Origin of the sequence: Rhodopseudomonas palustris, assembly GCF_007005445.1 — a bacterium.
GTDB lineage: Bacteria > Pseudomonadota > Alphaproteobacteria > Rhizobiales > Xanthobacteraceae > Rhodopseudomonas > Rhodopseudomonas palustris_G.
The window spans coordinates 3,096,602-3,108,980 of record NZ_CP041387.1 but is presented as its reverse complement, the minus strand read 5'-3'; the positions used below and the strand labels follow the sequence as shown (position 1 = coordinate 3,108,980).

Sequence of the window (12,379 nt, the reverse complement as noted above, 5' to 3'; positions counted from 1 at the left end):
GGATAGCGCATGCTGGATAGAAACGTGAACCACGCCGAAGCCGCGGCCTCGAAACGGCAGCGGCTCAGCATCGCATTCGGCATCGAACGACTCGGGCTGATCCCGCTGCGCGCGCCGGTGGTGTCCTGCATCGTCTTGCTGGCGCTGATCGTCGGTGCGGTGTTCGGCATCGAGCGGATCAAGATCGACGATTCACTCAGCCAGTTGTTTCGCTCCGATACCAAAGAGTTCAAGCAATACGAGGAGGTCACCCAGCGCTTCCCCTCGACCGAGTTCGACGTACTGCTGGTGGTCGAAGGCAAGGAGCTGCTGGCGCGTGACAATCTGGAAAAGCTGCGCGACACCGTCACCGATCTGCAACTGATCGACGGCGTCCGCGGGCTGATCTCGCTGTTTTCGGCCAGACAGGCGCCCGAGCCCGGCAAGCTGCCGGCGGCGCTGTTTCCGCCCGATCTGCCCGAAGGCGAAGCCTACGATCAGTTAGTCAAGACGGTGAAGACCAACGAGATCATTCGCGGCAAGCTGTTGTCCGAGGACGGAACGCTGGCGCTGGTGGTGCTGTCGCTCGATCCCAAGGTCGTGGCGGACAACACCAGGCTGCGCGCCACCATCGGCGAAGTCCGTAAAGTCATGGCCGACGATCTCGACGGCTCGGGGCTCAGCCGGCAATTGTCCGGCGTGCCGGTGATGCAGCTCGAAATCCGCAACGCGGTCGAGCGCGACGGGCTGATCTACAACATCGCCGGCATCCTCGCCGGCTGCGTGATCGCCATCCTGTTCTTCCGCAAGGTCTCGTTCATGATCGCGGCGGCGTTTCCGCCGCTGCTGGCGATTCTGCTCGCGCTCGGCGTGCTCGGCTGGGCCGGTTTCAGTCTCAACATGTTCCTCAACGTGATGACGCCGCTGATCATGGTGATCAGTTTTGCCGATTCGATGCAGCTCACCTTTGCGGCACGGGACCGGTTGATCGCCGGCGAGGACAAATACACCGCATTCAAGAACGCGGTGCTGGTGGTCGGCCCGGCCTGCGTGCTGACCCATGCCACCGCCGGCATTTCCTTCATCGCGCTGCAGTTCTCCAGTTCCGATCTGATCCGCGCGTTCGGTGAGGCCGGCCTGCTCGCCACCGTGCTGGCGCTGGTGGCGGTGCTGACGCTGGTGCCGGTGTTCGGCGTGCTGCTGGTGCGCCACGAGGAAGCCTTCGCGGCCAAATTCCAGAGCGCGGATCTCGGCGTCAACGTGCTGCGGCGGTTCTGCGCCTTCATCGCGGTGCGGATGGTCGGCCGCCCCGGGCTGTTCAGCCTGCTGGCACTGCTGGTGGTCGGCGGGCTGTCGGTGATCTACGCCAATCTGGAGCCGCGCTACCGTCTGGCCGATCAGGTGCCCGACAAGGAGCAGGCGATGCAGGCCAGCGATCGGCTCGACGCCAAGCTCACCGGCGCGAATCCGATCGACGTGCTGATCGAATTCCCCAAGGGCGAGACGCTGTATTCGCCCCGGACCCTGCAGATCATCGCCGAGGTTCACGCCACCGTCGAAAAGCAGGCGGGCGTCGGCAACGTCTGGTCGATCGAAACGCTGCGCCGCTGGCTTGCCGAGAAGGCGCATACCACCAGCGTCGACACGCTGAAGGAATATGTCGACCTGCTGCCGCCGAACCTGGTGCGTCGCTTCCTGTCCGAGGATCAAACCGCGGTGGTGGTCTCGGGCCGCGTGCCGGATCTGGATTCCAGCGAAATCCTCCCGGTGGTGCAACGGCTCGATCACGCGCTCGACGCGGTCCGCGCGGCCAATCCGGGTTACGAGGTCGCGGTCACCGGCTTGTCGGCGATCGCCGCGCGCAACAGCGCCGATATGATCTCCAAGCTCAACCATGGCCTCACCATCGAGTTCGTGATGGTGGCGGTGTTCATCGGCCTCGCGTTCCGCTCGGTCGTGGTGATGCTGGCCTGCCTGCTGCCGGGCATCTTCCCGGTGGTGCTGTCCGGCACGCTGCTGTGGCTGATGGGGGAGGGGCTGCAATTTGCCAGCGTGGTGGCACTGACGGTGTCGTTCGGCCTCGGCCTGTCGGCCACCATTCACTTCCTCAACCGGCTGCGGCTGGAGAGTACGCCCGGCGTCAGCGCCGGGCTTGCGGTCGAGCGCGCCACCGTGCTGGTCGGTCCGGCGCTGATCCTCACCACGGTGGTGCTGGCCTGCGGGCTCGGCGTCACGGTGTTCTCGGACCTGCCGTCGCTGCGGCTGTTCGGCTGGCTCAGCGCGTTCGCGATGGTGGCGGCGCTGATCGCCGACTTGTTCATCCTGCGCCCGACCGCGATGTGGCTGATCAGTGTCGCGCACCGGCTGCGCGGCGGCAGCCATCGCGCCGGACCCGTTGTGTAGACTAGCTTCAGCCGCGCTGCCCAAACCGAAGCCCCCGGATCGCACGATCCGGGGGCTTCGTCGATTGGATCTGTGTCGTGGGTGTCGTCAGCCGCGAGTCATCGAGATGTTGACGCCGCGGATCTCGCCCTTCGAGCTGATGCCGACCGACTGCTTGTTACCGCGGGTGGTCAGCGAGATGCTGGCGGCGAAGCCGGCGGCTTCGACGAAGACTTCAATGTGGCCGCCGCCGGCCTTGCCCTGCAGGCTGCCGTTGACGTTGCGGCTGGCCTCGCTCCAGTTGCCGGAGATGCGGTCGCCGCTGGAGACCACGTTACTGGACAGGTCGAACTTGTAGCTGTCGCTGGCGCAGCGCAGCGTCTGGGCCAGTTCGTTGCCGCCGCCGGCGACCCGATAGGTCGCCTTGCAGCGGATCCGCTCCTTCGAACCGTCGGACAGCGCCACGGTGCCGGTACCCGACCACGATCCTTCGAACCCGGCGAACGGCCCTGAGTCGGCCGACGCCGCCGATGCCGACAGCATCAGCGCGGCGCCGATGCCGGCTGCCTTCAACGCGTGCAGGGAGGAAGTGGTGGAACGAAGCAGGCTCATTCTGGCCATCCTTGGAAATCGCTGTGGTGACGGCGTCGCGTCACGTCCGCTGGTTAGTGTGTTCGCCTCACGGCAGGTTCAATTCAAATAGTAACGCCGCGCCCGCACACCAAGGCGCGTCCTCGCGCTGTTCCGCCCGCGCTGCCGCGGAACTATCGCATTTGCATCAAATCGGCAACGATCGGCAAAAAAGCGGCAGGTATTTCAGGCTTTCTCCACGCCCGCGCGGACGGCAGGTGCGCCGGCGCTAATTTGGCCGTATTTGTCACCTTGATCGACACATCATGCCGTTGTGCCGATCGAGCGCCGCTCTTGTCAGATGGCGCGGTTGATGTGATCGAGAACGGGTTTCGACCCCCAGCCCATATCGAAGGAAGACAATGCAAAAGACCTTGGTTGCGCTCGCGTTGCTGCTGGTTTCGATGTCGTCCGGCGCCAATGCCCAGCAACAACAGCGCAGCGGCACCGATGCCGAACAGAAGGCCTGTTCGCGCGATGTGTCGCGTTTCTGCCGCTCCGTGATGGAGCAGAGCGATCTGGTGATCCTGTCCTGCCTGCAGCAGAATCGCGAGAAGATCAGCAAGGCCTGCAACCAGGTGTTGGTCAGCCACGGCCAGTAGGCGCGGGGACGACCGTCCGGCCGGCGCGTTGCCGGTTCATCCGGGCGGTGCGAGAGCGACCGGGGCGGATCTGCCGCGCCGACATCGCCCGTCAAGATCGTTGGTTTAACCGGCGATTTCCCTGTATATGGCGTCGCGAACGCTGCGCCCGGCCCGGCCGGGTGCGGGCGTTCGCCTTTTTTCGTCTTCAAACCAAGTGTTTAGCCAGCCGATGACGTCTGCGAGCGAACTCCGATCGGGCAAGACCCACCGGGACGAGAATTTCCCGGTCGCGTCGTGGATCATCCATCCGCGGCACCGCGACCTGATTCTGGCGTTCTACAATTTCGTCCGGACCGCCGACGACATCGCCGATCATGCGATGCTCGATGCCGGCACCAAGCTGGAATATCTCGACCTGCTCGAGGCCGAACTGCTCGGCCGCGGCGAGACCCAGGCCGAGGCGTTGCATCTGAGACGGGCGCTGGCCGAGCGCGGTATGCCGCCGCGCCATGCGCTCGATCTTCTGACCGCGTTCCGGATGGACGTCACCAAGCTGCGCTACGAAGATTGGGACGAAGTCATCCACTATTGCCGCTACTCGGCGATGCCGGTCGGTCGCTTCATGCTCGATGTGCATGGCGAAAGCACCGCGACCTGGCCGGCGTCCGACGCGCTGTGCGCGGCTCTTCAGATCAACAATCACCTGCAGGATTGCGGCAAGGATTATCGCACGCTCAATCGCGTCTATCTGCCGCGCGACGTGCTCGACGCCGTCGGCGCCAAGGTCGAAGAGCTCGGACTGCCCAAGGCGTCGCCGGCGCTGCTGAAGTGCCTGCACGGGCTGGCGGCGCGCACCGCCTCGCTGCTCGGCGACGGCCGGCCGCTCGCCGCCGAGATCAAGGATTTCCGGCTCGGCCTCGAAGTCTCGGTGATCCAGGCCTATGCCGATCGCATCGTGCAGATGCTGCAGACCCGCGATCCGCTCAGCGAGCGCGTGCATCTGAAACCGATCGAGTTCTCGACCGCCAGCTTTGGGGCGATCGGTGCGGAGATCGTCCGCCGCAGCTTCCGAAAGGGGCCGGTGTCGCATCCGGCGCCGCGCGCATGACCGTTCACGCCACGCCGGAGCCGGCCGCGCATCAAGGCGTCGCGCTCGGCAGTTCGTTCTACGCCGCGATGCGTATCCTGCCGCGTCCGCAGCGCGAGGCGATGTTCCAGGTCTACAGCTTCTGCCGCTTCGTCGACGACATCGCCGATTCCGATCGGCCGCGCGAGCAGCGGGTCGCCGAATTGCAGCAATGGCGCGAGGACATCGCCGCGCTGTATCGCGGCGCGCCGCCGCCGCGGCTGGCCGACTACCAGCAGTCGCTGCGCACCTTCGGGCTGAAGCGCGAGGACTTCGAGGCGATCATCGACGGCATGGAGATGGATGTCGATGCCGACATCCGGGCCCCCGACGAAGCGACGCTCGATCTGTATTGCGACCGCGTCGCCAGTGCGGTGGGGCGGCTGTCGGTAAGGATCTTCGGCCTACCCGAGGACGACGGCATCGAGCTGTCGCACCATCTCGGCCGCGCGCTGCAGCTCACCAACATCCTGCGCGACATCGACGAGGATGCCGGCATCGGCCGGCTGTATCTGCCGAGCGAGCTGCTGCACAAGGCTGGTATCACCGCGACCGATCCGCGCGTGGTCGCGGCGCATCCGGCGCTGCCGAGCGTCTGCGCGCCGCTGGTGAATCGAGCGCTGGCGCATTTCGCCGCGGCCGACAAGGTGATGAACCGCAATCCGCGCCGGCTGGTGAAGGCTCCCCGCATCATGGGCAAATACTACTATTCGATCCTGCAGCTTCTGATCGCGCGCGGTTTCGCAGCGCCGCGCACGCCGGTGAAGCTCGGCAAGGCGTCGAAGATCGCCATCCTGCTGCAATACGCGATCGTGTGATGTCGAAAACAGTTCACGTCATCGGTGCGGGAATTTCCGGGCTTGCGGCCGCGACCCGGCTCGCCCGCGCCGGCCTCACCGTCCAGGTTCACGAAGCGATGCAGCAGGCCGGCGGCCGCTGCCGCTCGTATTTCGACGCCCAGACCGGGCTGGTGATCGACAACGGCAACCACCTGCTGTTGTCGGGCAATCACGCCGCGCGCGACTACGCCCGTGCGATCGGCACCGAGGCCGGCCTGGTCGGCCCCGAGCGCGCCGAGTTCGACTTCATCGATCTGCCGGCCGAGTCGCGCTGGCGGCTCGATCTCGGCACCGGCAAGCTGCCGCTGTGGCTGTTCGATGCGGGCCGCCGCGTGCCGGACACCTCGATCGCTGACTACCTCGGCCTGATGCCGCTGCTGTGGGCGCCGACCGAGAAGCTGATCGGCGACACCATCAAGTGCTACGGCCCGCTGTATGACCGGCTGGTGGCGCCGCTGCTGCTCGCCGCGCTCAACGTCGATCCGCCGGAAGGCTCCGCCGGCCTCGCCGGCGCGATCGTGCGCGAGACCCTGCTGGCCGGTGGCCAGGCGTGCCGGCCGCTGATCGCCCGCGACGGGCTGTCGGCCGTCCTGGTGGAACCGGCGGTGGCCCAGCTCGCCGCCGGCGGTCGCGCCGTGCGGTTCGGCCACGAATTGCGGGCGCTGACCACCTCCGGCGACCGCGTCGGCGCGCTGCAATTCGGCGGCGACGATGTCGTCACCCTCGGGCCCGACGATGCGGTGGTGCTGGCGGTGCCGCCGCGTCCCGCCGCCTCGCTGCTGCCCGGGCTGAAGACCCCGCAGGAATACCGCGCCATCGTCAACGCGCATTTCAATTACGCGCCGCCGCCCGGGATACCGGCCCTGACCGGGGTGATCGGCGGGGTGGTGGAGTGGCTGTTCGCCTTCCCGAACCGGCTGTCGGTGACCATCAGCAACGGCGACCGGCTGGTCGATGCGCCGCGGGAACAGCTCGCCGCCGAGATCTGGGGTGAAATCTGCAAGATCGCCCGGATCTCGGCCGATCTGCCGCCGTGGCAAATTGTCCGCGAGCGCCGCGCCACCTTCGCGGCTACACCGGCGCAGAATGCCCTGCGCCCCGGTCCGGTCACCCAATGGAAAAACCTGTATCTCGCAGGCGATTGGACTGATACGGGGTTACCGGCGACGATCGAAGGATCGGTCCGGTCCGGCAACCGCGCCGCAGACCTGGTGCTGGCCGCCGGCCGCGCCTGATCCACCCCCACAACGGAGACTCAGCAGATAAAATGGATTCCGGCAGCTACGATACCGGTGTCGGGCGCAATGCGCTCGAAGCTTCGATCGATGCGGCGCGCAGCGCGCTGCTGAACTATCGTCGCGACGACGGCCATTGGGTGTTCGAACTCGAGGCCGATTGCACCATTCCTGCCGAATACGTGCTGCTGCGGCATTACCTCGGCGAGCCGGTCGATGCCGAGCTCGAAGCCAAGATCGCGACCTATCTGCGCCGGATCCAGGGCGCCCACGGCGGCTGGCCGCTGGTCCACGACGGCGATTTCGACATGAGCGCCAGCGTGAAGGGCTACTTCGCGCTGAAGATGATCGGCGACAGCATCGACGCGCCGCACATGGTGCGGGCCCGCGAGGCGATCCGCTCGCGCGGCGGCGCGATCCACTCCAACGTCTTTACCCGGTTCCTGCTGACGCTGTACGGCGTGACCACATGGCGCGCGGTGCCAGTGCTGCCGGTCGAAATTATGCTGCTCCCGAGCTGGTCGCCCTTCACGCTGACCAAGATCTCGTATTGGGCGCGCACCACGATGGTGCCGCTCTTGGTGCTGTGCGCACTGAAGCCGCAGGCCAAGAATCCGAAGGGCGTCGGCATCGACGAACTGTTCCTGCAAGACCCGAAGACGATCGGGATGCCCGCCAAGGCGCCGCATCAGAACTGGGGGCTGTTCAAGCTGTTCGGGTCGATCGATGCGGTGCTGCGGGTGATCGAGCCGTTGATGCCGAAATGGCTGCGGCAGCGCGCCATCGACAAGGCGCTGGCCTTCATCGAGGAGCGGCTCAATGGCGAGGACGGCATGGGGGCGATCTATCCTCCGATGGCCAACGCCGTGATGATGTACGAGGCGCTCGGCTATCCCGAAGACTATCCGCCGCGCGCCAGCCAGCGCCGCGGTATCGACCTGTTGCTGGTCGATCGCGGCGACGAGGCCTATTGCCAGCCCTGCGTCTCGCCGGTGTGGGATACCGCGCTCGCCAGCCATGCCGTGCTCGAGGCCGATGGCCACGACGGCGCCAAGTCGGTTCGCCCGGCGCTCGACTGGCTGTTGCCGCGGCAGGTGCTCGACCTCAAGGGCGACTGGGCCGTGAAGGCGCCGAACGTTCGACCCGGCGGTTGGGCGTTCCAGTACAACAACGCCCATTATCCTGATCTCGACGACACCGCGGTGGTGGTAATGGCGCTCGACCGCGCCCGCAAGGACGAGCCGAACCCAGCCTATGATTCGGCGATCGCCCGGGCCCGTGAGTGGATCGAGGGGATGCAGAGCGATGACGGCGGCTGGGGTGCCTTCGACATCAACAACACCGAGTATTATTTGAACAATATCCCGTTCTCGGACCACGGCGCGATGCTCGATCCGCCGACCGAGGATGTCACCGCACGCTGCGTCTCGATGCTGGCGCAGCTCGGCGAGACGGTCCACAGCAGCCCGGCGCTGGCCCGCGCGGTCGGCTATCTGCGCGACACCCAGCTCGCCGAAGGTTCATGGTACGGCCGCTGGGGAATGAATTACATTTACGGCACCTGGTCAGTGCTGTGCGCCCTCAACGCCGCCGGCATCGCGCACTCCGATCCGATGATCCGCAAGGCGGTCGCGTGGCTGGAGTCGGTGCAGAATCGCGATGGCGGCTGGGGCGAGGACGCGGTCAGCTACCGGCTGGATTATCGCGGCTACGAAAGTGCACCCTCGACCGCGTCGCAAACGGCATGGGCCTTGCTTGCTCTAATGGCTGCAGGAGAGGTCGATAATCCTGCCGTGGCACGGGGCATCGAGTACCTGAAAACCACACAGACCGAAAAAGGACTGTGGGACGAGCAACGTTACACGGCGACGGGCTTTCCGAGGGTGTTTTATCTGCGGTATCATGGCTATCCGAAGTTCTTTCCGCTCTGGGCGCTCGCGCGGTATCGGAATTTGCAGGCCACGAACAGCAAGGTGGTAGGGGTCGGAATGTGATTTTGGGGGCAGTGGACGACCAAGCCGCGGCGCATCGCCAAGATCCGCGGCCGGTCTTGATTGTGACGGGCCTGATTCAGGAAGCACGTATCGCGGCGGGGCCGGGCCTCACCGTTATCTGCAGCAGCAGCGATCCGAAGCAATTACGCGCGATCATGGCCGATTTCGACGCATCGTCGATTCGCGGCGTGATCAGCTTCGGCGTCGCAGGCGGTCTCGATCCGTCACTCAAGGCCGGCGACATCGTTATCGCCACCGAGGTGATGGCGGGTGAACGCCGCTGGACGTCGGAAGTTGCATTGACCGACGAATTATTGCGAAGCGCCGGCGTCCGCCGGCAGCGCGTCGTCCGTGGTGGTCTGGTTGGGGCCGAGCAGGTGATCGCGGCGCGTACCGCCAAGGCGGCGCTGCGGTCGGAAACCGGCGCGGCCGCTGTCGATATGGAAAGCCACATCGCCGCCGATTACGCCGCTGCCGCCAACCTGCCGTTCGCGGCGCTGCGGGTGATCAGCGATCCGGCGAGCCGCAGCCTGCCGCAGATCGTCTCGACCGCGATCAAGCCGAATGGCGACGTCGATCTGCGCAAGGTGCTGCGCGGCATCGCCCGTCACCCGACCTCGATCCGCTCGCTGGTGTCGACCGGCATCGACTTCAATCGGGCGCTGCGGTCTTTGCGCGGCTGCCGCAGCTTCGTGCTCGACGCAGTTCTCGGCCGCGGCGGTCTTGTCGCCGAGATCTGAGCGCATTGCGTGCCGCCGGCGAGCGCGGCGCGGACTTGGCGTCCGCCGACAAGCGCTGATCGGCGCGAGTCGTGAGGCTCTTTGAGCGTCACGACTTGATCTCGTGTTTCAGCCACTCCAGGAACCTGCCGAGATAGTGCGGATCGGCGCGCAAGGTTGGTTGAGCCAAGTATTTCTCGCCAGCCAGGCTTCCCAATGGCCCAGCCGCGTCGCTGACGTGACCAGCGGAAATGCGAGACGATTCTCCGGTTTCCGATGGACCTCTCCTGACCAAGATCCAGGCCGCAGATCGGCGTCAGGTGCTCTTCGAACAACAGCGGCGACGCCTTCGAAGGTGGGGCGATCTTGTCACCGCCGCCCCGCGTGATCAGGAGATCGTGCGAGGACACGTCTGGCGTTATTCACGACTTGAACGGGCGACACATGCCCAACAAAAATGCGCGGCCCGCAGGCCGCGCATTTGATGTGTCAGCCTGTCGCCGCGATCACGCCGCGGTCGAGGTCTCCGGCTGGCGCTTGTCCTTGGCCTCGGTGGCTTCGTCGCGGCGGATCTCGGACAGCTTCTTCTCGACCTGCTCGGAGAACACGTACTGCGCCGGGCGCTGCTTGGACATGTCGATCTCCGGCGCCATCGGTCCCGATGTCCGGATGCCGCGCAGCGCCACCCAGGCCGCCTTCAGCGGGTTGTTGAGCGACGCCATCGCCGCGGTCGGCTCGTAGCCGCAATGCGCCATGCAGTCGGCGCACTTTTCGTACTTGCCGGTGCCGTAGGAATCCCAGTCCGTGGTTTCCATCAGCTCCTTGAAGGTCTTGGCATAGCCTTCGCCGAGCAGGTAGCACGGCTTCTGCCAGCCGAAGATGTTACGCGCCGGCATGCCCCAAGGGGTGCACTCGAACTCCTGGTTTCCGGCCAGGAAGTCGAGGAACATGCTGGAGTGCATGAAATTCCACTTCTTGCCCTTGCCGCTGGCGAATACCTGGCGGAACAGGTTTTTGGTCTTGGTGCGGTTGAGGAAGTGCTCCTGGTCCGGCGCCCGCTCATAGGCGTAGCCCGGCGAGATCGAGACGCCGACGCCGAGTTCCTCGGTGAAGTCCATGAACTTGGCGATGTCCTCGGCGGCGTAGCCGTCGAACACCGTGCAGTTGACGTTGACGGCGAAGCCCTTGGCCTTGGCGGCTTTGATCGCCGCGACGGCGCGGTCGAACACGCCCTGCTGCGACACCGCCTTGTCGTGATGCTCCTTCAGGCCATCGAGATGCACCGAGAAGAACAGGTAGGGCGACGGCTCGAACAGATGCAGCTTCTTCTCGAGCAGCAACGCGTTGGTGCACAGCGACACGAATTTCTTGCGCGCCACCAGGCCGCGCACGATCTCGCCGATCTCCTTGTGGATCAGCGGCTCGCCACCCGGGATCGCGACCATCGGCGCGCCGCATTCCTCGGCGGCGTCCCAGCACTCCTGCGCGGTCATCCGTCGGTTCAGGATCGCGTCGGGATAGTCGATCTTGCCGCAGCCGGCACAAGCGAGGTTGCAGCGGAACAGCGGCTCCAGCATCAGCACCAGCGGGTAACGCTTCCGCCCGAGCAGCTTCTGCTTCAGCAGATAGCCGCCGATCACCAGCTCCTTGTGAAACGGTATAGCCATTACAAAATCTTCTCTTTCAAGCGCATGTCGGTTGGTACGGCTCAGGCGGTCGCCAGTTCCGCAGGCAGAACGAATTCGATGTTTTCCTCCCGGCCCGGCAGTACCGAAACGGTCACCGGACCGATCCGGCGCAGCGCCTCGATCACGTCGTCGACCAGCACTTCCGGCGCCGAGGCGCCGGCGGTGATCCCGACCGCGCGCTTGCCCTCCAGCCATTCCGGATTGAGCTCGCTGCCATCGGCGATCAGGTAGCTCGGAAGGCCGGCCTCGGTGCCGATCTCCCGCAGCCGGTTGGAGTTCGAACTGTTGTTGGCGCCGACCACCAGGATCAGATCCACCAGCTTGCTCATTTGCCGGACCGCCGATTGGCGGTTCTGGGTAGCATAGCAAATGTCGCGGGTATCCGGGCCCTGGATGTCCTGGAATTTCTCCGACAGCGCCGCGATGATGTCCTTGGTGTCGTCGACGCTGAGGGTGGTCTGGGTGATGTAGGCCACCGGGGTTTCCGGCGGCAGCGTCAGCGCCGCGACGTCCTCCAGATTCTGCACCAGCAGCACCGGGCCGGGAACCTGCCCCATCGTGCCCTCGACCTCCGGATGGCCGGCATGACCGATCAGGATCAGGGTGCGACCCTTCGACGTATAGCGCTTGCCCTGGTTGTGGACTTTGGTGACCAGCGGGCAGGTGGCGTTGAGCACCGGCAGGCCGCGAGCGGCGGCCTCTTCCTCGATGCTGCGAGCGACGCCGTGGGCGCTGAACACGGTGACCGCCTTCGGCGGCACCTCGGACAGTTCCTCGACGAAGATCGCGCCCTTCGCCTTCAGGCTCTCGACGACGTATTTGTTGTGAACGATCTCATGCCGCACATAGACCGGCGGACCGTACTTCTCCAGCGCGCGCTCGACGATCTCGATCGCACGCACGACGCCGGCGCAAAAGCCACGGGGTTGGGCAAGGAACACTTCGAGGGGGCGAACTTCAGACAAGGGGCACCACGCTCATGGTCGGTCGGTCTCCTGGAGCACGTCGTAATTCCCGTAGCATGATCTAGCTGGTATGAGGACACCCGCAACCGCAAGGGACGCAGGGGACTTATCGGCGCAGTGCAACCCATCATGCACAACGCCCTTGGCAAGCAGGCTCGGTGAGATTACTTCCGCGCACACGTCTCCCCCGGCTTGTTTTCGGCCACATTGTCCAGTCCTTGGTCGCAGAACCATCAGA

Annotated in this window: 10 protein-coding genes; 7 read left to right on the top strand and 3 right to left on the bottom strand. The window is 65.4% G+C overall.

What is annotated here, in order from left to right; genetic code table 11:
- Window positions 1-9: 9 nt before the first annotated feature.
- Window positions 10-2,382, top strand: a complete 2,373-nt coding sequence (locus FLL57_RS14220) for an efflux RND transporter permease subunit (protein WP_142883211.1) — start codon at window positions 10-12, stop codon at window positions 2,380-2,382.
- Between the two features lie 87 nt (window positions 2,383-2,469).
- On the opposite strand, the gene FLL57_RS14215 is transcribed toward FLL57_RS14220, so the two are convergent.
- The gene (locus FLL57_RS14215) at window positions 2,470-2,973 is read right to left on the bottom strand and encodes a hypothetical protein (RefSeq protein ID WP_013501370.1); all 504 of its coding nucleotides are present in this window, start codon (window positions 2,971-2,973) and stop codon (window positions 2,470-2,472) included.
- A 380-nt stretch (window positions 2,974-3,353) separates the two neighbouring features.
- Here FLL57_RS14215 and FLL57_RS14210 point away from each other — a divergent pair, with 380 nt between their 5' ends.
- The 6 genes from FLL57_RS14210 to FLL57_RS14185 all read left to right on the top strand — a co-directional run bounded on the left by FLL57_RS14210 (window position 3,354) and on the right by FLL57_RS14185 (window position 9,509).
- Entirely contained in the window at window positions 3,354-3,593 is a 240-nt protein-coding gene (locus tag FLL57_RS14210; protein ID WP_013501371.1) for a hypothetical protein, read from the top strand.
- Window positions 3,594-3,804: 211 nt separating this feature from the next.
- Window positions 3,805-4,683, top strand: a complete 879-nt coding sequence (gene hpnC / locus FLL57_RS14205; protein WP_142883210.1) for a squalene synthase HpnC — start codon at window positions 3,805-3,807, stop codon at window positions 4,681-4,683.
- Window positions 4,680-5,519, top strand: coding sequence for a presqualene diphosphate synthase HpnD (gene hpnD / locus FLL57_RS14200; RefSeq protein ID WP_013501373.1), 840 nt, complete (start codon window positions 4,680-4,682; stop codon window positions 5,517-5,519). The genes hpnC and hpnD overlap by 4 nt, the downstream gene beginning before the upstream one ends.
- Window positions 5,519-6,775: a hydroxysqualene dehydroxylase HpnE gene (gene hpnE, locus FLL57_RS14195; RefSeq protein WP_047307547.1), complete on the top strand. Its 1,257-nt coding sequence runs from the start codon at window positions 5,519-5,521 to the stop codon at window positions 6,773-6,775. Before hpnD ends, hpnE begins: the two co-directional genes overlap by 1 nt.
- A gap of 32 nt (window positions 6,776-6,807) precedes the next feature.
- Complete coding sequence (gene shc / locus FLL57_RS14190) at window positions 6,808-8,769, top strand: squalene--hopene cyclase (RefSeq protein WP_142883209.1); 1,962 nt, start codon at window positions 6,808-6,810, stop codon at window positions 8,767-8,769.
- Entirely contained in the window at window positions 8,766-9,509 is a 744-nt protein-coding gene (locus FLL57_RS14185; RefSeq protein ID WP_013501376.1) for a phosphorylase, read from the top strand. Before shc ends, FLL57_RS14185 begins: the two co-directional genes overlap by 4 nt.
- A gap of 485 nt (window positions 9,510-9,994) precedes the next feature.
- Here FLL57_RS14185 and hpnH read toward each other — a convergent pair whose 3' ends face one another.
- Together hpnH and ispH are read right to left on the bottom strand one after the other, a co-directional pair.
- Window positions 9,995-11,155, bottom strand: coding sequence for an adenosyl-hopene transferase HpnH (gene hpnH / locus FLL57_RS14175; RefSeq protein ID WP_142883208.1), 1,161 nt, complete (start codon window positions 11,153-11,155; stop codon window positions 9,995-9,997).
- 41 nt (window positions 11,156-11,196) lie between these two features.
- A complete protein-coding gene (ispH, locus tag FLL57_RS14170; RefSeq protein WP_013501378.1) occupies window positions 11,197-12,141 on the bottom strand; it encodes a 4-hydroxy-3-methylbut-2-enyl diphosphate reductase in 945 nt (314 codons plus the stop codon).
- Window positions 12,142-12,379: the final 238 nt, after the last annotated feature.

Coding starts and splice junctions, on each gene's coding strand:
- FLL57_RS14215 (WP_013501370.1), bottom strand. CDS start 2,973: ATGAGCCTGCTTCGTTCCACCACTTCCTCCCTGCACGCGTTGAAGGCA.
- FLL57_RS14210 (WP_013501371.1), top strand. CDS start 3,354: ATGCAAAAGACCTTGGTTGCGCTCGCGTTGCTGCTGGTTTCGATGTCG.
- hpnE (WP_047307547.1), top strand. CDS start 5,519: ATGTCGAAAACAGTTCACGTCATCGGTGCGGGAATTTCCGGGCTTGCG.
- FLL57_RS14220 (WP_142883211.1), top strand. CDS start 10: ATGCTGGATAGAAACGTGAACCACGCCGAAGCCGCGGCCTCGAAACGG.
- hpnC (WP_142883210.1), top strand. CDS start 3,805: ATGACGTCTGCGAGCGAACTCCGATCGGGCAAGACCCACCGGGACGAG.
- hpnD (WP_013501373.1), top strand. CDS start 4,680: ATGACCGTTCACGCCACGCCGGAGCCGGCCGCGCATCAAGGCGTCGCG.
- hpnH (WP_142883208.1), bottom strand. CDS start 11,155: ATGGCTATACCGTTTCACAAGGAGCTGGTGATCGGCGGCTATCTGCTG.
- shc (WP_142883209.1), top strand. CDS start 6,808: ATGGATTCCGGCAGCTACGATACCGGTGTCGGGCGCAATGCGCTCGAA.